This is a genomic window from Hymenobacter sp. B81, assembly GCF_044628455.1.
Lineage (GTDB): Bacteria > Bacteroidota > Bacteroidia > Cytophagales > Hymenobacteraceae > Solirubrum.
In genome coordinates, this window is the sequence record NZ_JBIYZW010000001.1 from 1,623,985 (window position 1) to 1,646,566 (window position 22,582).

General features: G+C 65.2%; 16 protein-coding genes. 15 read left to right on the forward strand and 1 reads right to left on the reverse strand.

What is annotated here, in order from left to right; translation table 11 throughout:
• The first annotated feature begins 144 nt into the window (after positions 1-144).
• Positions 145-1,320: a glycosyltransferase family 61 protein gene (locus ACE191_RS07215; RefSeq protein ID WP_400191515.1), complete on the forward strand. Its 1,176-nt coding sequence runs from the start codon at positions 145-147 to the stop codon at positions 1,318-1,320.
• Here the strand turns inward: ACE191_RS07215 and ACE191_RS07220 are convergent.
• Positions 1,303-1,983, reverse strand: a complete 681-nt coding sequence (locus ACE191_RS07220) for a response regulator (RefSeq protein WP_400191516.1) — start codon at positions 1,981-1,983, stop codon at positions 1,303-1,305. The two genes, ACE191_RS07215 and ACE191_RS07220, sit on opposite strands and share 18 nt — an antisense overlap.
• Positions 1,984-2,266: 283 nt before the next feature.
• Here ACE191_RS07220 and ACE191_RS07225 point away from each other — a divergent pair, with 283 nt between their 5' ends.
• From ACE191_RS07225 to ACE191_RS07290, 14 genes are all read left to right on the forward strand, one after another.
• Complete coding sequence (locus ACE191_RS07225) at positions 2,267-3,043, forward strand: polysaccharide biosynthesis/export family protein (protein WP_400191517.1); 777 nt, start codon at positions 2,267-2,269, stop codon at positions 3,041-3,043.
• A 67-nt stretch (positions 3,044-3,110) separates the two neighbouring features.
• A complete protein-coding gene (locus ACE191_RS07230; protein ID WP_400191518.1) occupies positions 3,111-5,486 on the forward strand; it encodes a GumC family protein in 2,376 nt (791 codons plus the stop codon).
• Positions 5,487-5,533: 47 nt separating this feature from the next.
• Positions 5,534-7,156 carry a lipopolysaccharide biosynthesis protein gene (locus ACE191_RS07235; RefSeq protein WP_400191519.1) on the forward strand — a complete coding sequence of 541 codons (1,623 nt, stop codon included), beginning with the start codon at positions 5,534-5,536 and terminating at the stop codon, positions 7,154-7,156.
• Entirely contained in the window at positions 7,153-8,259 is a 1,107-nt protein-coding gene (locus tag ACE191_RS07240) for a glycosyltransferase family 4 protein (protein WP_400191520.1), read from the forward strand. Before ACE191_RS07235 ends, ACE191_RS07240 begins: the two co-directional genes overlap by 4 nt.
• A 12-nt stretch (positions 8,260-8,271) precedes the next feature.
• Positions 8,272-9,588: an O-antigen ligase family protein gene (locus ACE191_RS07245; protein ID WP_400191521.1), complete on the forward strand. Its 1,317-nt coding sequence runs from the start codon at positions 8,272-8,274 to the stop codon at positions 9,586-9,588.
• Positions 9,575-10,609, forward strand: coding sequence for a nucleotide-diphospho-sugar transferase (locus ACE191_RS07250; RefSeq protein WP_400191522.1), 1,035 nt, complete (start codon positions 9,575-9,577; stop codon positions 10,607-10,609). Before ACE191_RS07245 ends, ACE191_RS07250 begins: the two co-directional genes overlap by 14 nt.
• The gene (locus ACE191_RS07255; protein WP_400191523.1) at positions 10,606-11,958 is read left to right on the forward strand and encodes a glycosyltransferase family 4 protein; all 1,353 of its coding nucleotides are present in this window, start codon (positions 10,606-10,608) and stop codon (positions 11,956-11,958) included. The genes ACE191_RS07250 and ACE191_RS07255 overlap by 4 nt, the downstream gene beginning before the upstream one ends.
• A 12-nt stretch (positions 11,959-11,970) precedes the next feature.
• On the forward strand, positions 11,971-12,810 hold the full coding sequence (locus ACE191_RS07260) for a glycosyltransferase family 2 protein (RefSeq protein ID WP_400191524.1): 840 nt from the start codon (positions 11,971-11,973) through the stop codon (positions 12,808-12,810).
• 33 nt (positions 12,811-12,843) lie between these two features.
• The gene (locus ACE191_RS07265; RefSeq protein ID WP_400191525.1) at positions 12,844-13,719 is read left to right on the forward strand and encodes a hypothetical protein; all 876 of its coding nucleotides are present in this window, start codon (positions 12,844-12,846) and stop codon (positions 13,717-13,719) included.
• 25 nt (positions 13,720-13,744) lie between these two features.
• The gene (locus ACE191_RS07270) at positions 13,745-14,950 is read left to right on the forward strand and encodes a hypothetical protein (protein ID WP_400191526.1); all 1,206 of its coding nucleotides are present in this window, start codon (positions 13,745-13,747) and stop codon (positions 14,948-14,950) included.
• A 638-nt stretch (positions 14,951-15,588) separates the two neighbouring features.
• Positions 15,589-18,912, forward strand: a complete 3,324-nt coding sequence (locus ACE191_RS07275; RefSeq protein WP_400191527.1) for an Ig-like domain-containing protein — start codon at positions 15,589-15,591, stop codon at positions 18,910-18,912.
• A gap of 211 nt (positions 18,913-19,123) precedes the next feature.
• Entirely contained in the window at positions 19,124-20,236 is a 1,113-nt protein-coding gene (gmd, locus tag ACE191_RS07280; protein ID WP_400191528.1) for a GDP-mannose 4,6-dehydratase, read from the forward strand.
• A gap of 102 nt (positions 20,237-20,338) precedes the next feature.
• Positions 20,339-21,292 carry a GDP-L-fucose synthase family protein gene (locus tag ACE191_RS07285; RefSeq protein ID WP_400191529.1) on the forward strand — a complete coding sequence of 318 codons (954 nt, stop codon included), beginning with the start codon at positions 20,339-20,341 and terminating at the stop codon, positions 21,290-21,292.
• 53 nt (positions 21,293-21,345) lie between these two features.
• Positions 21,346-22,566, forward strand: coding sequence for a glycosyltransferase family 61 protein (locus ACE191_RS07290; RefSeq protein ID WP_400191530.1), 1,221 nt, complete (start codon positions 21,346-21,348; stop codon positions 22,564-22,566).
• Positions 22,567-22,582: the final 16 nt, after the last annotated feature.

The following is a 22,582-nucleotide window of genomic DNA, read 5'->3' on the forward strand; positions in this document are numbered from 1 at the left end:
GTTTGCTTCAGGGACTTGGGCGGCACCTACCACCAATACATAAACCATATTATTTTTTGATATTATACTATTTATAACATTCCTTGTGCCTGCTCACTCCGCCACGGAGCAGCAGCTTTCTTTAACCCGCTCACTGTCCCGTCCATGAACATCAAGGAACTTGCCGGGGAAACCCGCGAGCTGCTAAAAACGGCGGCGCTGGCGGCCTCGGCCCGGGTGTGGCGGGCGCCGCTCAGCCAGCCGGCCAGCTTCGAGCGGCTGCGCCGCCACCTGGTGTACGAGCGCCCCCACCCACCCGTAGCCCTCCCCTACCAGCCAGCCGCCAACTGCGGCGACCTGGCCCACGCCGCCGAAACCCGAACTTTTGTCCCCGATTGCGTGTGGGAGCTGGCCGTCGGGCAGGCCGACATCCGGAGCCTAGGCGTGTGCCGGGCCGGTGGGCTGATCATCAACGGCAAGTGGCTGCCCGACCTGGACTTTTCGGCCACGGCCGGCCTGCTCGACTTGCCCCTGAAGCCCCGGCGGCAGCACTACCCGCTGGTGGTGGCGCCCTGGCCGCACCTGTGGGCCAGCTTCTACGACTACGTCACCTTTGTGGTAGCCAAGCTGTGCCGCATCGAGCAGGTGTACGGCCCCGAAATCTGGCTGCGGGCCAAGGTGTGCTACCCACTGCTGCACACCGGCTTCGAGCGGGACTTTTTGCGGAAGCTGGGCATCCCGGCTGAAAACCTGATTGACACGGCCCCGCTGTGGAACACGGCCCTGAGCGCCGACCGGGTAATTGTGGCCAACAGCCAGCCCAGCTGGTCGTCGAGTGCGGGCGATTTGGCGCTGCTGCGGCAACGGTTCCGGTTGCCGGAAATGGCCGCGGGCGCGGGGCGCCGCATTTACCTTGAGCGCCGGGGCCGCCGCCGGGTGCTCAACGAGGCACCGGTGTACGAGTTGCTGCGGGCCCACGATTTCGAGATTCTCGAGGACCGGGCCTACAGCATCGATGAGCAGATTGCGTTGTTTCAGCAGGCCGGCGTGGTAGTGGCGCCCCACGGCGCGGGCCTCACCAACCTGCTCTGGTGCGAGCCGGGCACGCGGGTGCTGGAGTTCTTCTACAACGGCTACGCGCCGAACTATTACCATTACCTGACCACGGCCCTGCAGCTGGACTACCATTTCCTGGTCGACTACAGCGCCGGCCCGGCCGGCAACCACTGGACCAACATGAGCCACGACATGCTGGTAGACGTGCCCGCGCTGGAGCGGCAGCTGCAACGCCTGCTGGTCGGCTCGCCTCCGCCCGAACGGGCCTCAGTCGCCCTCCTTTAGCACGTAGCCCATGCCCACCAGGGTGTGAATAAGCTTGGGGGTGAAGTCCTTATCGATTTTCTTGCGCAGGAAGTTGATGTACACGTCGATGACGTTGGAGCCGGTGTCGAAGGACGTTTCCCAGACGTGCTCCAGAATATCGACCCGCGACACTACCCGCCCCTGGTTGCGCAGCAGGTAGTGCAGCAGGGCAAACTCGCGGGCGGTGAGCTGCACCGGCTGCCCGGCCCGGGTAACCATTTTGCTGATGGGGTCGAGGGCCAGATCGGCCAGCCGCAGCACGGGCAGCTGGGCCGGGGCCTCCTGCCGACGGCGCACCAGCGCCCGGATGCGGGCCAGCAGCTCCTGAAAGGCAAAGGGCTTGACCAGGTAGTCATCGGCGCCGGCGTCGAGGCCGCGGATCTTGTCGTCGGTTTCGCCCAGGGCCGTGAGCATCAGGATGGGCACCCGGGTGTCGTGGTTGCGCACTTCGCGGCACACTTCCAGGCCCGAGAGGCCCGGCAGCAGCTGGTCGAGGATGATCAGGTCGTAAGGATTGGCCAGCGCCAGCCGCAGCCCCAGCAGCCCGTCGGAAGCAATGTCCACGTTGTGCGTCTGCTCGGTCAGGCCCTTCTGCAGAAAGGCCGCCACTTTGGGTTCGTCTTCAACGAGCAAAATCTTCATAAGCTGGCACGGTTGGGGCCCCGAAATTACGGGAGTAGGATTGGGAGGACGCCTTTGGACCGGGCGGCACGGGTTGGCCAAAGTCTGGAAACAAAAATGATTACAAGTTTTTATCAGAATAATTTAAAATTAGCTTGACATTTAGGCCCAAGTCCTATAGGTTTAGAGAAAAATTCTATCGGGTTGTTTACCCCGGTTTTTTCTTTCGTTGACTTGTTTGCAGTAGGCTTCGCCACAAGCTCTGCCGGCCGGTCGTCTTGGTTTCCGCATTATCTCCACCGCCATGATGCTTCTGCGCCAATGTTTCCACTTGCTGCTGGCAGGTGTGCTGCTGAGCGGCTGCATAGCGCAGCGCCGGCTGCCCTACCTGCAAGGCACCGAGTACTCCACCCGAGCTACCGTCGCCGTGGCCAATGCTCCCCAAGCCTACAAGCTCCAGCCCAACGATGTGCTGTCGGTGCGGGTGCAGAGCGCCCAGCCCACGCTGAACGACATCTTTAACGTGACGGACTCGCGCGCCATGTTCGGGGGCGACCCGGGTACCATGTTTCTGGCCGGCTACAACATCGACGCCAGCGGGCAGGTCAACCTGCCCACCGTCGGGAAAGTGCAGCTGGCCGGGCTCACCGTGGACGAGGCCCAGAAAATGGTGCAGCAGCAGGTCAACCGCTTCGTGCGCGACGCCAACGTGCTGGTCAAGCTCATCTCCTTCAAAATCACGATCCTGGGGGAGGTGCGCACGCCCGGCCGCTACTTCGTGCACAACGGCCAGGCCACCGTGCTCGAAGCCCTGGGCCTGGCCGGCGACCTGACCGAGTTTGGCAACCGCCAGAACGTGAAGCTGATCCGCCAAACGCCCCAGGGCTCGGAAGTAGTGCTGCTCGATTTGACCAGCCCCGCGCTGCTGAGTTCGCCCAACTACTACCTGCTACCCAACGACGCGCTCTACGTGGAACCCCTGCGGGCCCGCACCGTGCGGGCCAACGTGGCCAACCTGGGACTGGTGTTTGCCGGGGTTTCGGCCGCGGTGCTGGTAATGAATTACCTGAAGCTGTTTTAGCCGCCTCGGTGCGGCCCTGTCGTTGCGGGCCCGGTTGCGCGCCCCTTTCGCCTTAACTCCTACCGGCATGGAAAACCGCCCTACCGCCTCCGACGAAATTGATCTTCACCTGCTGTTCTTCAAGCTGCGGGCCCGCTGGCCCCTGTTTGTCATCGGGCTGGTGCTGGCTTTCGGCGGGGCCCTGCTTTACCTGAAGGTGAAGCCGCCCGTGTACGCTTTCCGCGCCACCATGCTGCTGGGCAACCAGAGCAGCGGCTCGAAGCGCGCCCAGGAGCTGCTCAATCTGCTCGAAGTCAAAGACAAGGGCATCAAAATGGAGGACGAAATCGGCCTCATCAGCTCGGCCGGCATGGTGCGCCAGGCCCTGCAGCGGCTGCCGGGCTTCATGGTCAGCTACTACGCCACGCCCGACAACTGGCTGAACCAGCTCCGCGACCTGCAGGTGCGCGAGCGACCGGCCGGCGCCATGCCCTTCCGCGTGGTGCCTGACCCGGCGGCCCTCCAGCTCAGCGGCACGCGCATCTCGGTGGAAGTGCTGCCCGACGGCCGCTACCGCCTGCGCGCCAAGGCCGACAAGGCCGAGCTGAGCAGCCTGCCCACCGGCGAGCTGGTGCGCGAGGTGCTCGGGGTGGAGCTGGATGAAGTAGTAAAGGCCGGCCAGCTCCTGCGCACGCCGCTGCTGAGCGTCACGCTGCAGCCCGAGCCCGGGGTGCCGGCGGGCCAGGAGCGCTACAGCTTTCAGCTCAACGACCTGAGCAGCCTGGCAGGTCACTACGGCGGCGCCCTGATGGTACGCGCTGCCGACCACGAGTCCCGCATCATCGAGCTTAGCACCAAGGGCACCGTGCCGGCCAAGGAGCAGCAGTTTCTCGATACGCTCATGAGCGTGTTCATTGCCGCCGATCTGCGCGAGAAAAACCTTACCGGCCAGAAAACCGTGGCCTTCCTCGACGGGGAAATCAACAAGCTCAACCGCTCCCGCCAGCAGTCGGCCTCGGCGCTCAGCTCGTTCCGGGCCGAGCGCGGCGTGGTCGACGTGGGGGCGCAGTCGTCCTCCAGCATCTCGCAGCTCTCGAACCTGGAAGTGGAGCGCAGCCGGCTCAGCTCGCAGCGCAAGCACTACGAGAACCTGCTCTACACCGTGCGCAACAACCGCGACATGTCGGCCCTTTCCTCGTCGGGCGTCAACGACCAAGTGCTCAGCAGCCTGATTCTGCAGCTGGCCGATTTGTCGAACCAGAAGGCCGGGCTGGTGGTCAATGCCAGCGACCGGAACCCGCTGGTAACCGTGCTCGAGGAGCGCATCCGCACCATCAAAGGCTCGCTGGAGCAGAACCTGACGAGCATGATCCGCTCGATGGACTACCAGCTCGGCGACCTGAACAGCCAGATCGGGCGTATTCGCGGCGACATGAGCCGCATGCCCGACAACGAGCGGCAGCTGGCCGTGCTCAAAAACCAGTCGGACTTCAACGACAAGAACTACAATTTCCTGATTGAGAAGCGCGCCGAAGCGGCCATTGCCCTGGCCACCAACGCCACCGACAAGCGCATCATCGACCGGGCCGCCATGTGGGGCGCGGGTCCCTCGGAGCCCAAGCCCATGTTTGTGGCGCTGATGGCGCTGCTGGCCGGTCTGTTCGGGCCGCTGGGCCTGGCTTTCCTGCTGGAGAAAGTCAACCAGCGCATTCAGGGCCGCGAAGACCTGGTGCGCCTGACCAACATCCCGATTCTGGGGGTAGTGGCCCACGGCACCGCCGCCGACCAGGACCAGATGCTGACCAACCCCAAGGGGCCCATTGCCGAGTCGTTCCGCTCCATCCGGGTGAACCTGCAGTACATGTCGGCCGGCCTCGACAAGAAGGTGCTGGGCGTCACCTCGTCGGTACCGGGCGAGGGCAAAACCTTCTGTACCGTGAACCTGGCCGTGGAGCTGGCCCACTCGGGCCGCCGCGTGGCCCTGATCGAAACCGACCTGCGCCGCCCCACCATGGCCCGCTACTTCCGCCACGATGCCGAAGCGCCCGGGCTGGCCAACTACCTGGCCGGACTCAACAGTCTGGAAGAATGCCTGCGCCCCAGCGGCGTCAAGCGCCTCGACGTGATTTGCTGTGGCGAAGTGCCCCCCAACCCCATCGAGCTGCTGGAGTCGCCGCGCATGGGCGCGCTCATTGAGCGGCTGCGCGACGAGTACGACTACGTGATGCTCGACACGCCGCCGGTGGGCTACGTCTCGGAGTACTTCGTGCTGCTGCGCCACCTCGACGCCAACGTGTACGTGGTGCGCCAGAACTACACCGACCGCGCGCTGGTGAACCAGATCGACGAGCTGCACCGCGACGAGAAAATCAAGCACGTCTACCTCATCATCAACGACGTGCACTTCACCAAAACCTACGAGTACCGCTACAAGCAGAAAGCCTACGCCTACGGCTACAGTTAGCCCCGGCCCGCCTTGCTTCTCCTCCACCTCCGCGCCCCCCGTCCAGCATGGCTTCGACTGCTGCCCCTGCCCCGGCCCCCAGCCTGACCGCCGCCACCGTGCACGGCGTGAAGTGGACCACGGCCGCTACCATTTCCACCTCCCTGCTGCAGGTGGCTTACACCGCCGTCATGGCCCGCCTGCTGCCACCCGAGGCATTTGGCGTAGTGGCCCTGGCCGGCGTGGTGCTGCGCTTCGGCTCCTACTTTGCCCAGATGGGCATGGAGCAGGCGCTGATTCAGAAAGCCGACCTGCACGACGACGACGTGCGCGTGGCCTTTACCTCGTCGGTGCTGCTCTCGGCCCTGTTTGCCGGCCTGCTGCTACTGGGCGCCCCGCTGGCCACGCTCTTCTTCGACGAGCCCGCGGTGGTGCCCGTGGTGCGCGCTCTGGCTTGTGGGCTGCTGCTCACCGGCCTGAACGCCACGGCCCTGAGCTTGCTGCGCCGACAGATGCGCTTTCGCACCCTGGCCCTGCTGGAAGTAGCTTCGTACGTGCTGAGCTACGGCGCGGTGGGCATTGGCCTGGCAGCGGCGGGCTTCGGGCTCTGGGCCCTGGTGGGCGCGCAGCTGGCGCAGGCCCTGCTGCTGACGGTGCTGGCCTACGGGGCCGTGCGCCACAGCCTGGTGCTGCTGCTGCGCTGGGAAGCCTACCGGCCCATGCTGGCCTACGGCAGCCGCATGTCGGCCATCAGCTTCCTGGAGTTTTTCACTTCCTCACTCGACACCTTACTAATAGGTCGGCTACTGGGCGCCGCCGCGCTGGGCCTCTACAGCCGGGCCTGGATGCTGGTGGGCCTGCCCGTGTACCTGCTCACCAGCAGCGTGGCCAAGGTGATGTTTCCCTCCTTCAGTCAGGTGCAGGCCGACCGCGAGCGGCTGCGCACGGTGTACCTGAGCAGCGTAGTGCTGGTAGGCGCCCTGGTAATGCCCATCTGCGCGGGCGTGGCCGTGGCCGCGCCCGAAATCGTGCTGGTGATGCTGGGCCCCAAATGGCAGGCTGCCGTACCCATCCTGCAGGTAGTGTGCGCGGCCTTTGCGCTGAGCATGGTGACCATGTTTGCCGGTGTGGTGTGCGACGCCACGGCCACGCTCACCCGCAAGCTGGTGCTGAACCTGGTGTACACCGGCCTGCTGGCGGGTTTGTTCGTGGGCTTCAGTCGCTACGGCCTGCTGGGCGTGGCCGCCGCAGTGGTGCTGGGCGAGCTGGTGCGTACCGGGCTGTACCTGGGCCTGATGCGGCAGGTGCTGCGCGTGAGCCCCTGGCAGGTGCTGCGCGCCTACGGCCCCGGGGTGATGGCCGCCGTCACGGTCGCCGCCGCCATTGGCGCGGTAGCCTGGGCGCTGCGCGGGTCTGCCACTCCCTTGCCGCTGCTGTTCGCCGCCGAGGTGCTGACCGGCGCCCTGGCCCTGGGAGCCGGGCTGCTGCTCTGGCCCCCGGCCCGACTGCGCACCGAAATCGGCCGCATCCTCGCACGCCTGCCCCTGCCCCGCCACGGCCGCCTAACCCCGGCCCTGCATTGGCTTACCGGTCGCCTCACGCGACCAGCTGAAGCCCCTGCGCCGCGCCGGCCCCTGGCCTCCACGCCGGTTCACCGCCGAACTCCCGATCCTGAAACCACCCTGGTATGAGAGTCCTCTACGACCACCATGCGTTTTCGCTGCAGGACGTGGGAGGCATTACCCGCTACTTCAGCGAACTGCTCGACCACGCGGCCCCGGCGGTGCAGTGCCAGCTGCCCCTGGTGCTCAGCAATAACCTGTATTTGCGCGACCGGCGCCACACCAGCCACCTGGCCATCCGGCCCCAGTGGCTGGCCGAAAAGGCCTGGCGGGCTTCCAGCCAGATCAACCAGTGGGCCGCCGGGCGCGCCCTGCGCCGCGGCGACTTCGACGTCTTTCACCCCACCCTCAACGACACCGACTACTTCCTGCCCCTGCTTGTTGGCCGGCCCTACGTGGTGACGGTGCACGATTTAATTCCCTTTCTCTACCCACAGTACTACGCCAATGCCGCCCGCGAGGTGGCCACGCGGGTAATCAGCCAGGCCACGCGCATTATTGCCGTATCGGAAAACACCCGAGCCGATTTGCTACGGCTGCTGCCGGTGGTGCCGGAGCGGGTACACGTGGTGCCCCACGGCCGCACCGCCGTGGCACCGGCCTCCACTGCTCTGCCCGTGCCCGAGCACTACCTGCTGTACACGGGCACCCGCCACTACTACAAGAACTTCTCCTGCCTGCTGACGGCCCTGGCCAGCCTGCGCCCCCGCCATCCGCGGCTGCACCTGGTGTGCGCCGGCGGCGGCCCGTTCACCGCCGACGAGCAGCAGCGCCTGCTGGAGCTGGGCTTGGCCGATCGGGTCCGGCAGCTCGGCCCCGTGTCGGACCAGCAACTGGCCCGGCTCTACCACGACGCACTGGCCTTCGTGTTTCCCTCGCACTACGAAGGCTTCGGGCTGCCCATTCTCGAAGCCTTTGCCCAAGGCTGCCCCGTGGTGCTGAGCCAGGCCTCGTGCTTTCCCGAGGTGGCCCGCGAAGCCGCCCTGTACTTCGACCCGCACCGCCCCGATGAGCTGGCCGCCCAGCTCGACCGGCTGGTGGCCGACGCCGAACTGCGCCAGCACCTGCGCCGGGCCGGGGAGCTGCGTAGCCAGGACTTTACCTGGCGCCACACCGCCGCCCTCACGCACCGGGTGTACCAGGCCGCGCGCGAAGTTTCCGTGTTTGCCTAAGCTCTATCCGTCATGAAAATCAGCCTCCGGTTTCGCTTCATCGTCGCGGTGCTGGCCTTCGTGGTCACCGACACGGCTTTTACGGAGCTGGTGTTTGCCAGTGAGGACGACCCGCGCCTGGGCCTCTACAACTACGGGCTGAGCTTTGCCTCGCTGGGCGTGGCCGTGCTGCTGCTGCGCTACTTCGGCCCCACCATGCGCAAGTGGTGCCTGCTCACGCTGGGGTGCCTGGTGTTGCTAGCCTTCGAGTCGTACGCCGGCTGGGGCACCTGGATGGTGTACCCGCATGTGTTTTCCAAGCTGATTTTCCTGTTTGCCATCTTCGCCGTGTACGGCTTTCACCGGCGCTACGGCCTGCCGCCCTACGGCCCGCTGATGCTGGTGATTCTGGTGGGGCTGCTGAGCAACATGCTGCTCTACCACCCGGACGCGCTCAGCGCCTCGGCCTTCGTCGACAACGAGCGGGGATTCGGCTCGACCTCCACCTACCTGCTGCCGCTGCTGGCCCTGTACTACTTCAACCAGTACATGACCAAAGGCGGGCTGCTGCGCATGGTGCTGTTTTTCGCCCTGCTGGGCTTCGTCATTTTTCTGCAGCACCGCACCGTGTGGCTGTCGACGGGTTTGGCGCTGGGCGTAAACGCGCTGCTGCTGCGGCGCGTGGCGGGCGTGAGCTTTGCCATGCCGCGGCTGATTCCCCTGGCCGTGTTTCCCGTGAGCGTGCTGCTGATCGGCGGGCTGGCGGCCTTCCTCGAAAACCCGGCCGTGCTTGAGCGCTTCCAAACCAGCATTGCCGACATTCAGAATGCCGACAAGCAGGGGACCGGCAGCTGGCGCCTCAAGCAGTTTCAGGCTTACGTGCCCTACATGGAAGAATATCCCGTGGCGGGCATGCGCCTGAAGGGCTTTGAGCTGCCCGTGCAGTTCTACACCGGCTCCTACACCGACGATGTAGAGGACTCGCGGGTGTGGCGCAACGGCACCGGCCACCACTTCCACAGCTGGTACGTCGACCGCATGTTCTACTTCGGGACGCTGGGCGTGCTGCTGGTGCTGGCCGTGCCCATCGGGCAGGTAGTGCGCCGCCTGCGGCAGGCCACCCCGCTCGACGCCACCGCGGCCGCCCTCATTGCCTACAGCGCCAGCAATCTGCTCTACGGCGTGTCGTACGACTGGCCGGTCTTCGTCTACGCCATCATGGGCCTGACGCTGGCCGCCGCCGAGCCCGTACCCGCGGCCGCTCCCGTGCCCGCCCTGCCGACCCGCGAACCCGCGCCCGCGGCGGCCCCCCTTACGCCCTCCTCACCCCACGCCCATGCTACCGCCTGACGATGTCCTCCGGTCTGACGCCACCCGGCCGGCGCCGGTTCTGCTCCTGATTTTCAACCGCCCCGCCACCACGCGACGGGTGCTGGAAGTGCTGCGCCAGGCCCGCCCCGCGCGTCTGTACGTAGCCGCCGACGGCCCCCGCACCAGCCACCCCACCGACACCGCTAATTGCCAGGCGGCCCGCCAACTGGTGCGCGAGCTGGTGGACTGGCCCTGCGAGCTGCGCACTTTGTACCGCGCCACCAACCTGAACTGCGGGCTGGCCCCGGCCACGGCCATCGACTGGTTTTTTCAGCACGAACCCGAGGGCATCATCCTCGAGGACGACTGCGTGCCGGCGCCCAGCTTTTTCCGGTTCTGCGCCGAAATGCTGGCCCGCTACCGCCACGACACCCGGGTGATGCACGTGGGCGGCAACAACTTCAGCGCCGAAGCCCGCCACCCGCTGGCCCCCGGGGCGCCCTCCTACCACTTTTCGCGGCAGGTGGAAAGCTGGGGCTGGGCCACCTGGCGCCGGGCCTGGCAGCTCTACGACTTTCAGCTCGGCAGCTACCACGAATTGCGCCGCCGCGGCGCCCTGCGCGGGCTTTACAGCTCGGCCCTGGAAACCCGCTACCGGCTGGGCAAGATCGAAAGCGTGCTCGACCTGCCGCAGCCCCCCGACGTGTGGGACTACCAGTGGCACTTCACGGTGGCCGCGCACTCGGGGCTGGCCATCGTGCCCGCCGTCAACCTGGTGAGCAACATCGGGTTCGGCGACGACGGCACCCACACCTTTGACTTCGACGACGAACAGGCCGCCGTGCCCACGACCGACCTGAATTTTCCGCTCCACCACCCGGCCTTCGTGCTCTGCGACCGGCGCCGCGACCAGCAGCGCTTCCGCGAGTTTCTGCTCGGCCGGGCGCGGGTCAAAGCCCGAAAATGGCTGGCCCGCCTCATTCCGCTGCCTGCTCTCTCGCCCACGACGGCCCCGCCACGGCCCGCCCCGGTTACCCTCGCCAACTCTCTCCACCTATGAAACTGCTGCTCTCCGCCTATGCCTGCAACCCTGCCCAGGGGGGCGAGGACAATATTGGCTTTCACTGGGCCCTGCAGATGGCCTGCCGCGGGCAGGACGTGTGGTGCCTGACCACCGACTTCGGCCGCGACGACATCAACCGCTACCTCGCCCGCCACGCCGACGACGAGCCGGCCCTGGCCCGGCTGCACTTCGTGTTTGTGACCGTGCCCGCGCTGTTTGAGTTTCTTTACCGCTGGCAATTCGGCGTGTACCTGCACTACATCGCCTGGCAGTACGCCGCCTGGCGGGTAGCCCGCCGCCTCGACGCCGAGGTTGATTTCGACGTGGTGCACCACGCTACCTACAGCAGCCTGAAGATGGGCTCGTGGCTGTGGCGCCTGGGCAAGCCCCTGGTATACGGGCCGGTGGGCGGCGCCCAGAAAGCCCCCCTTGCCTTCCGCCGCTACGTGCCCGACTGGTTTCGCACCGAAACCCTGCGCTCCTGGGTAACTTGGGTGCTCACCCGCTTCGACCCCAACCTGCGCCAGCACCTGCGCCACTGCTCCCTGGTGCTGGCTTCCAACGATGAGTCGGCTGAGCTGGCGCGCCACCTGGGCGCCCGGCGCGTGCGCGTGTTCCTTGATACGGGCCTGCCCGAGGCGTTCTACGGCGCCCAATTGCCCGACCGCCAGCCCGGACCCGTGCTCAAGCTGCTGTGGGTGGGCCGGCTTTACCCCAATAAAGCCCTGCCGCTGGTGCTCGATGCCCTGTCCCGGGTCGACCGGCGGGTGCGCTTTCACCTGACCGTGCTCGGCGACGGGCCCATGGGCCCCAGGGTGCCGGGCTGGATTGAGCAGTATGGCGTGGCCGAGCACGTAACCTGGCGCGGCTTGGTGCCCTGGCAGGAAGTGTGCGGGCTGATGCACTCGCACGACGTGTTTTTCTTCACCAGCCTGCGCGAGTCGTTTGCTTCGCAGTTCATGGAAGCCATGGCCACGGGCCTGCCCATCATCACCGTCAACCACCAAGGCGCGCGCACGCACCTGCCCGAAACGGCGGCTATAAAAGTACCGGTAGACGAGCCCGAAGCCACGGCCGACGCCCTGGCCCGGGCCGTGGAATACCTCTACGACCACCCCGCCGAGCGCCTGGCCATGGGCCGCGCCGGCTACGAGTTTGCCCTGCGCCAGACCTGGCCCGAGCGCATCGAGCGGCTGCTGAATCTGATGCGCGAAGCCGGGATTCCCAACGTGCCGGCCCCGCTACCGGCCGAGCCCCGCACCCAGCCGCTCGAAGCCCTGCTCGACGAGCCCGTGCGTGAGCGGCGCCCGGCCGAGCCCGTGCCATCCCTCGACGTGCTGCCCTAACCCTGCCCCGCCATGCTCTACATTGTTATTCCGGTTTTCAACCGCTGGGTGTTTACCCGGGACTGCCTGCTGTCGTTGCGCCGCCAGACCTGCCAGGATTTCCGCGTGGTAGTGGTCGACGACGGCTCGACCGACGGCACGGCAGCGGCCCTGGCCCGGGAGTTTCCCGAGGTAGAGGTACTGCCCGGTACGGGCTCGTTGTTCTGGACCGCGGGCGTGAACCTGGGCCTGCGGCACGCCCTGGCCCAGGGCGCCACCCACCTGATGACCCTCAACAACGACGTGCAGGCCGCCCCCGACTTCGTGGCCCGCATGCTGCGGGCGGCCGAGCAGCACCCCCGGGCCCTGCTTGGCGCCCTGGAGCTGGACGTGGCCACCCGCCAGCCGGTATACGGCGGCGAGCGGTTCAGCTGGCTCACGCATACGCCCCGGCCCCTGCTGGCGCAACTCCCGCCCGAGCAGCGCCACGGCCTGCACCCGGTTACCTATCTCCCCGGACGGGGCCTGCTCATTCCGGCCGCCGCGGTAGCGGCCATCGGCCTGTTCGACGAAAAGCGCCTCCCGCATTACCTGGCCGACTACGACTACACCAGCGTGGCGCGGCGCCACGGTTTTCCGGTGTTCATCAACTACGATGCCTGCCTGCTGACTTATCCCGACGAAAGCGGCCAGGAGCAAACCCGGCGGCAGCGCAGCCTGCGTGGCTACTACGAGCACCTGTTTGGCATCCGCGGCGGCGGCAACCTGCGCAACTTCACGCACTTCGCCCTCAAAAACTGCCCTCGCCCACTGGTGCCCCTGTTCCTGCTCAACGGTTACGCTCGGCGCATGGTCGGCTACTTTCTCCACTAAGCTGGCCGGGCCATCTTTTTTCCACTCCTGCTCATGGTCATTCTGGTAAAACGCACTGGGCAACTGGGCAACCGGCTGTTTCTCTTCGCCCACTTTGTGGCCAACGCCGCCGAATACGGCTACGAGCTGATCAACCCCAGCTTCAACGGTTACGCTCCTTTTTTTGAGGCTACGGCCAGCGGCGATTTTGGGGGACTGCCCGTGCGCCTGCACGCCTTTCCGCGCCCGGGCTTCGACCGCGTGTTCGAGTTGATGCAGCACCCGCGGGCCTTCGGCCTGCTGCGCCAGGCCAGCCGCTTGCTCCCCGGCGCCCCGGCCCTGCTGGCAGACGAGGGCGACCAGGACTACGACCTGAACCGCCCCGACTACCTGCACGCGGCCCGCGCCGGCGTGGTGCTGGCCCACGGCTGGCTGTTTCGCGACAAACGCCACTTTGCCCAGCACGGCCCGTTGCTGCGGCGGCTTTTCGCGCCCGTAGCGCCGCACCGCCAGGCCGTGGATGCCTTGCTGACCCGATTGCGGCAGTCGGCCGACGTGGTGGTGGGCGTACACATCCGGCGCGGCGACTACGCTACCTACTGCGCCGGCGCCTACTACTACGACGATGCCACCTACGCCCGGGCCCTGCATCAGCTGCGCGCGCAGCTGCCGCCCGACCGCCGCGTGGTTTTTCTGCTGTGCTCCAACGAAGCCGTCAGCACCGAGGCGTTTGCGGGGCTGCCGGTGGCCCATTCCACGGGGCATTTTGTGGAGGACTTGTACGCCCTGGCCGGCTGCGACTACATCATCGGGCCGCCCAGCTCCTACTCGTACTGGGCTTCCTTCTACGGCCTCACCCCGCTGCTGCACCTGCACCGCGCCGACCAAAACGTGCAACTCAGCGACTTCCAGGTGTTTCTGGACCAATAATCAACCCGTAATCAGCCGTGCTGCCATGTCCGTGTTTCCGTCGTTGCGCTGGTTGAGCTGGCTGTTGGAAGGCAGCTGCCTGCTGGTACCCGCCTCGCAGCTGGCGGCACCGGCCGAGCTCAGCGCCCTCATCATCCGGCGTGGCGGTGTATATACGGGCCACTACCGCAGCCTCGACTCCATGGTGCCCTGCGTGCGCATCGTCACTACTGAGCCGGTGACGCTGCTGGGCTGCCGCCTCGAAGGAGCGGGCACGCTGATTGAGGCCACCCAGGGCGGGGCGCAGCTGATTATCCGTGACTGCCGGGCCTACGGCCTGCGCCCCAGCCTCGGCGACAAACGGCCGGGACGCTTTCTGGAAGTCAACTCGGCCCGCTCGGTACGCATCGAAAACAACTACCTGGAGCAAACCGGCGGCATTGCCATTTACCTGTGGGGCGGCAATGGCTCGGCCACCCAAACGCTAACTGTGCTGCGCAACGTGGCCAAGAACATCGACGGGCGCCACCCCGATGGCGGGCAGACCTACTCCAATTTCCTGGGTCTTAATGGGGTGCGCGGCGTGGCTAACATGGAAGTAGCCTGGAACCAAGTGGTAAACGAGCCGGATAAGTCCCTGGTCGAGGACAACATCAACTTCTACAACTCATCGGGCACGGCGGCCAGCCCGGCCCGGGTGCACGACAACTACGTGTACGGCGCTTTCCCCTACCCCGCAACCGCCGCCAAGTACAGCGGCTCGGGCATGACCACCGACGGGGACGGTGCCTCGGCCCTGACCACCACGGCCTACGTGGAAGCTTATTACAACCAATTCGTGGCTACCTGCGCCGCCATGAACATTGCCGCCGGCCACCACAACTACTTCCACCACAACCGCATGGTCACCAGCGGCCTGCTGCCCGGCGGCGCCCGTCTGACAGCCAACTACGCGGCCGCGGCCATTTTCAACGCCTACGGGCAGCCCAAGGATGTTTTCTTCGGCAACCGTTTCGACCACAACACTATTGGATTTGTGAAGCCGGGGCGCAATCATCCGTACCCTGACCGCCACGACCTGAACTCGGATAGCTGCACCCCCTGCACCAACACCACCCACCTGCCCAACCCCGTAACGCTGCAAACTGAGCAGAACGAGTGGAACCTCTGGCAGCAGAAACTGCGGCGGCGCGGCATCCGGCTGGGCCCGCCGGGCCTGTCCCGCGACAGCCTCGCGCTGGTCACCCCCTGATTATCAGCTACTGCCCTACCTCCTGAGCCTTCAATCGAAGGCTTTTTTTTTGCCCAAAGCGTCATTTTTTTTCCGGGCTCCAAAACGGGCTACGTGGCAAGGGCGCCCGGTTTTCGCTAGCATGAGGAAATTCAACCTTAATATAGTTATATATATGTTTTTTTTCTTCGCGCTTGCAATACCATTGCTTTTTATACATTTGCAATGAACCTCGGTCTACGGTTTAGGACATTTCAAATGTACAAACCGAGTTAATTTCTTCAAAAACCCGATAGCACGCCGCTAGCCGCCCTGCAAATAGGACAATTGAAGAAGCAAGAGGAAGGCTGCTAAAGGCAGCGCTTCCGGTGATGTGGGTACGTGAAGTTGGCTCAAAAAACTCCTTTAAAGTTCAGGAAAGCCTTTTTTCGTTTTCTCCCCCAGTCCGAGACGGCAAATCCCGGGAGCTAATCTGGCTGCTAGGGATTTGAAAACGACAAGCTCACCCCTGAGCATATTGGAGTCAGGCACCAAGGCCACCAATTGAACAAATTTAATTTCACCACTTTGAACGAATTGGCTTACCTGCCAGTTAACCACCCAAACATCCCTATATAGGGCTTTTCAAAAACACAATCAGAATGCAAAAAACCTCTGGAATGAACGTACGATTCACTCGTCACACCTCCTCTGGTGCACGCTTTCTGCCGTTGGTGGCGCTCGTGCTGTTGGTAATTGGCCTGCTTCCGGCCAAAGTGTGGGCGCAAACGGTGCCCAACGTGACTTATTCAGGCCCGCTGGTCATCCGTCAGGGTGGTACCTACTCGGGCAACTACCGCAGCACCAGTTCGTCGGTGCCGGTAATCAAAATCGAAACCACTCAGCCGGTCATCATTGAGAACTCCACTCTGGTGGGGCCCGGCGACATCATCGATTCGAAGTGGAGCGGCTGTAACATCACCGTGCGCAACAACCGCGCGTACGGCCAGCGCCCCACCGCCGATAATACCCGCCCCGGCCGCTTCGTGGAAGCCAACCAGGGCCACTCGGTACGCATCGAGAATAACTACATCGAGCAGACCGGCGGCATTGCCATCTACATGTGGAGCGGCGACGGCTCGGCCACTCAGACGCTGCGCATCGTGCGCAACGTGGCCAAGAACATCGACGGCCGCTACCGCAACGGCGGCGGCACCTACGCCAACTTTGTGGGACTGAACGGGGTGTACAGCGTGGGCAACATGGAAATTGCCTGGAACCAGGTAGTGAACGACCCGCTGAACTCGCTGGCCGAGGACGTTATCAACCTCTACAACTCGGGTGGTACCTCCGCCGCGCCCGTGCGCATTCATAACAACTACATCTACGGCGCCATGCCCTTCCCGGCTTCGTCGTCGCACTACACCGGCTCGGGCCTGACCCTCGACGGCGGCGCCATGAACGCCCGCGAAGCCACCTGCTACGTGCAGGCCTACAACAACCACTTCGTGGCCACCTGCGCCGCCATGAACATCGCCTCGGGTCACAACAACCGCTTCTACAACAACCGCGTGGTAACCGCGGGCGTGACGGCCGATGGCCAGAAGCTGACGGCCTCCTACGCTGGTATTGCCATCTGGAACGGCTACGGCCAGCCCAGCAACGTGTTCTACAACAACAGCATGGACAACAACACGGTGGGCTTTGTGAGCTGGGGCCGCAACTCGCCGTACCAGGACCGCTTCGACGTGAACACCGGCGCCTGCAACCCCTGCACCAACACCACCCACCTGCCCAACCCCGTGACGCTGCAGACCGAGCAGACCGAGTGGAACCTCTGGCAGCAGAAACTTCAGCAGAACGGCGTGACCATCGGCGTCGGCGGCACGGGTGGCACCACCACCCCGCCCACCACGACCACGCCTCCCACCACCACTACCCCGCCCACCACGGGCACGGGCAGCGGCAACACCGGCAGCACGCCCATGACGGGCCCCGCTAACTCGACCTTCTTCCGCGGCATCAACGTGAACGGCGGCGCCGCTACCATCGATGGCAAGAACTGGGAGGCTGGCAACGCCGCCAACTTCCAGGTCAACGGCACGGCCCTGGCCGCCCAGCAGATTGCGCTGCTGACCAACACCGACGCTGCCCGCGCCGCCATGATCCGCTCGTTTGTGTACAGCAACGCCCTGAGCTCGACGGTTTCGGGCGTAGCCAACGGCAGCTACAGCGTGTACCTGTACTTCTTCGAAGACAACGCCCCCGAATCCTTCAACATCCAGGTGGAAGGCCAGACCGTGCAGAGCGGCTACAACAGCGGCAACGCCGGTAACTGGAAGCGCCTGGGTCCGTTCGCGGCCAACGTAACCGATGGCAACATCACCGTGGGCACTACGGGCGGCTTTGCCAACCTCTCGGGCATCGAAATCTGGAAGCAGAACACCACGACCACCAACACGGCCCCGACCGTGAGCCTGACCAGCCCCGCCAACAACGCCACCGCTACCGTGGGACAGGCCCTAAACCTGACCGCTAACGCGGCTGACGCCAACGGCACCGTGGCCAAAGTGGAATTCTTCAACGGCACCACTAAGCTGGGCGAAGACGCCACGGCCCCCTACGCCCTGACCTACACCCCGGCCGCCGCCAGTACCCTCACCCTGACGGCTAAGGCTACCGACAACGCCGGCCTGGCTACCACTTCGGCGGCCGTAACCGTAACGGTGCAGGCCGCCCCGGTAGTAACCCCGCCCACCGGCGGCACCAGCGGCCCCGCTAACGCTACCTTCTACCGCGGCATTGACGTGGGCTCGACCTCGGGCCTGACCCTGGACGGCAAAACCTGGGAAGCCGGCAACGCTGCCAACGTAACCCTGACGGGCATGGTGTTCAGCAACAGCGGCTCGGTGCTGAACCCGGCCACTGACGCTACCCGCGCCAACATGCTGAAATCGGCCGTGGGCGGCTCGACCGTGGGCGCCAAGCTCGCCAGCGTACCCAACGGCACCTACAGCGTGTACGCCTACATCTGGGAAGACAACAACCCGGAAACCACCAGCATCGTGCTCAACGGCCAGACCGTACGCTCGGGCTACAGCACCGGCTCGGCCGGCCACTGGGAGCGGCTGGGTCCTTTCCAGACGACCGTTACCAACGGCATCATCGACCTGAAAACCGCGGGTGGCCACCCCAACCTCTCGGGCGTGGAAGTATGGAAGCACACCACCACCGCCACGGCCCCGCCGGTAGTAACCACCCCGCCGACCACCTCGACCCGCACCCTGTTCCGCGCCATCAACGTGAATGGTAGCGCCGCCACCATCGACGGCATCAACTACGAGTCGGGCATCGGCGCCGCGGGCGTGAGCACCACGGGCATCAGCCTGACGGCCCCCAGCCTGGCCCTGAGCCCGGCCACCGACGCCGCCCGTACCGGCCTGATCCGCTCGTTTGTGTGGGGCCACAACCTGCAGTACAGCCTGAGCAACGTGCCCAACGGTGACTACGAGGTATCGTTCTACGCCTTCGAGGATAACAACCCGGAAACGTTCAACGTGAGCCTGAACGGCCAGACTGTGGTGAGCAGCTACAACAGCGGCGCCGCCGGCACCTGGAAGAAGTTCGGTCCCTTCAAGACCACGGTGACCAACGGCACCATCCGCCTGCAGAGCAGCGGGGGCGTGATGAACCTCTCGGGTGTGGAAGTGTTCCGCCTGACGGCCGCCACCACGGCCAGCCGCACCGCCGCTACTAGCGCCGTGCAGGCCTTCCCGAACCCCTTCGTGAGCGAGCTGAACGTGTCGCTGACCGTAGCCCAGGCCGAAAACGTCGCCCTGGGTCTCTACAACGGCTCGGGTACGGAAGTGCTGCGCACCACGGTAGCCGCGGCTGCCGGCACCAGCACTACCAAGCTGAACGTGAGCAGCCTGCCCGCCGGCAGCTACGTGCTGAAGGTACTCTCCGGCTCGCTCAACGGCCAGACCATCCAGTTGCGGAAGTAATTCCGCCGGGCCGTCCTCCACCACGGTCCATTCGAAGCCCGGTCGCGCAAGTGGCCGGGCTTTTTTGTGCGCTACCCTCATTAATATAACTTTTAAAGTAATATTATTAACATTTTTTATAGAAAGAGTTGCTTCTTTGATTTTAAATACAATAATTTGACTGCAAAGTTCTAAAAACCCTTGCCGAACTTCCACCTCATTCATTAGTACCATGAAGCGCGCCCTCATCACAGGTATCACCGGTCAGGATGGCTCCTACTTGGCCGAACTGCTGCTGGCCAAAGGCTACGAAGTACACGGCATCAAGCGCCGCACTTCCCTGCTGAACACCGACCGCATCGACCACCTCTACCAGGACCCCCACGAACAGGACGTGCGGTTTCGCCTGCACTACGGCGACCTGAGCGACTCCACCAACCTCATCCGCATCGTGCAGGAAGTGCAGCCCGACGAGATTTACAACCTCGGCGCCATGTCGCACGTGAAGGTATCGTTCGACACGCCCGAGTACACCGCCGACGTGGACGGAGTGGGCACGCTGCGCCTGCTCGAGGCCGTGCGCATCCTGGGCCTCACCCACAAAACCCGCATCTACCAGGCCTCCACCTCGGAGCTCTACGGCCTAGTGCAGCAGGTACCGCAGTCGGAGCAGACGCCGTTTTATCCCCGCTCGCCCTACGCCGTCGCCAAGCTCTACGCCTACTGGATTACCATCAACTACCGCGAGGCCTACAACATGTTCGCCTGCAACGGCATCCTGTTCAACCACGAGTCGCCGCTGCGGGGCGAAACCTTCGTGACGCGCAAAATCACCCGCGCGGCCGCCCGCATTGCGCTGGGTTTGCAGGACAAGCTTTACCTGGGCAACCTCGACGCCCGCCGCGACTGGGGCCACGCCCGCGACTACGTGGAGGCCATGTGGCTGATGCTGCAGCAGGACAAGCCCGAGGACTTCGTCATTGCCACGGGCGTGACCACGCCCGTGCGCGACTTCGTGCGCCTGGCCTTCGCCGAGCTGGGCATTGAACTCACATTCTTTGGCGAGGGCGCCGACGAGACGGGCCACGTGGTAGCCTGCCACAACCCCGATTTCCAGCTGCCGCTGGGCAAGGAAATCGTGGCCGTCGACCCCGAGTACTTCCGCCCCACCGAAGTCGAGCTGCTCATTGGCGACGCCACCAAAGCCCGCGAGCAGCTGAACTGGACGCCGCGCTACGACCTGCACGCCCTGGCCGCCGACATGGTACAGGCCGACTTGGAGCTGTTCCGGCGCGACGCCACCCTGCGCGAAGCCGGCCACCGCGTGCTGAACTACTACGAATAAGCCGGGCAGTGGCGAGCGAGGGAGTCCCCTTCGGCCCGCACTGGGCCGGCCTCCCCACTCCCCAACTCCCGATTTCACCACTCCGCCATTTCTCCACCTGATATGGACCTCAACGCCCGAATTTTCGTGGCCGGCCACCGCGGCATGGTGGGCTCGGCTTTGGTGCGGCGCCTACGCCGCGCCGGCTACTCCAACCTGCTGCTGCGCACCTCGCGCGAGCTGGATCTGCGCAACCAAGCCGCCGTCGAGCAGTTTTTCACCCGTGAGCGACCCGAGTACGTGCTGCTGGCGGCTGCCAAGGTCGGCGGTATTCACGCCAACAACTGCTACCGGGCCGACTTTCTGCAGGAAAACCTGCTGATTCAAACCAACGTCATCGGTGCCAGCTACCGGCACGGCGTGCGCAAGCTGCTGTTCCTGGGCTCGTCGTGCATCTACCCCAAGCTGGCCCCGCAGCCCATTAAGGAGGAGTACCTGCTCACCGGCCCGCTCGAACCCACCAACGAGCCCTATGCCATTGCCAAGATTGCCGGCCTGAAGCTCTGCGAAGCCTACCGCGACCAGCACGGCTGCAACTTTATTACGGCCATGCCCACCAACCTCTACGGTCCCAACGACAACTACGACCCCGAAAACTCGCACGTGCTGCCGGCGCTGCTGCGCAAGTTCAGCGAGGCCGCGCGCCTGGGCTTGCCGCAGGTGGAAGTGTGGGGCTCGGGCACGCCCCGGCGCGAATTTCTGCACGTTGACGACCTGGCCGACGCCTGCCTGCACCTGCTGCTGCACTACGACGGCCGCGAGCCGGTGAACGTGGGTACCGGCCAGGACCTGACCATCCGCGAGCTGGCCGAGCTCATCGGCCGCCTCACCGGCTACGCCGGCCCCATTGCCTTCGACGCATCCCGTCCCGATGGCACGCCGCGCAAACTGCTCGACGTGAGCCGCCTCCACGGCCTAGGCTGGCAGCACCACATCGGGCTCGACGAGGGCCTGCGGCAGGTGCTGGCCAGCGCCGACTGGCTGGCTCAGGCCCAGCCCGCCCCGGCCCTCGGCTGAGTTGAGCTGCCGGTCTGCCGCCGGGAGTTGTTTCCACCATTAGTCTTCCCGCTATGCACGCTGTTCTGAGCCGCGCCCAGCGCCGGGCCGGGCGCTTACTGCGCGAGCTGGTTCCCTACAACCGCCACTGGCGGCCGACCGGGGTGCACCCCGGCAGCCGGGCATTGGCCGGCATGCCCGGCAGTGGCGCGAGCTACCACGAAGTAGTGCCCGCGCATACGTCGAGCTATGTTATTCCGCCCCGGTTCTACGAGCAGGCATCGGCCTACGGGGGCAGTTTGCACAGCAAGCCCAACGCCCAGGAACCGGTGCCGGCCGCCTTCGTGCTGGAGCTGCGCCAGGGCCGCCTCTACGCCGACAACCACGACAGCGTGGCCGTAATAGCCGCCGACGGCTTTCTGGTGGGCGACGCCTCTTTTCAGTACACCAACAAGACCTGGGACACCATCCGGCCCGAAGACAACAACATCTTTCAGCAGGCCTATTTCCTGGAGCCGGTGCGCGTGCCGGGTACGGTGTGCAGCCTGCTGGCCGGCGGAGGCGCCGCCATCGGCAACTACTACCACTGGCTTATCGATTCGGTACCGCGCCTGCACCTACTGCAGGCCGTCGGGCTGCTGGCCGAAGTAGACTACTTCCTCGTCTACGACCGGCAGCTGAGCTTCGTGCGCGACAGCCTGGTTCCGTTGGGCATCCGGCCCGAGCAGATCATTGATGTGAGCACCCACCGCCACCTGCGCGCCGACCGCCTGCTGGTAACCTCACCCGTGCGCGGCACCGGCGCCCATACTCCACCCTGGGCCGTTGCTTTTCTGCGCGCCGCCTACCTGCCACCCACTGCCCCCGCCCGCTTCTCGCCCCGCGTTTACATCAGCCGCAACGACGCCGGAGCCCGGCGGGTGCTGAACGAGCCGGCCGTGGAAGCGCTGCTGACCGAGTTCGGGTTTCAGACCTACGTACTCAGCCAGCTAAACTTCGCCGAGAAGGTTGCGCTGTTTGCCGGCGCCCAGGCCCTCATCTCACCCGTGGGCGCTGCGCTGGCCAACCTGGTGTTTACCGCACCCGGCACCCCCTTCCTGGAGCTGCTGCCCCAGGGTTTCGTGGTGCCCGACTTCCTGGAGCTGTCGGCCCGGGCCGGGCTGCACTACCACTGGCAGGTGTGCGCCCATCCGCAGCCCGCTACCAACATGGCCGAGGCCCGCCGCGAAGACCTCACCGTGGACCTGGGCAAGCTGCGCCGCCACCTCGAGCGCATGCTCAGTCAGCCCGCCTGATGCCGCCACCTTACCC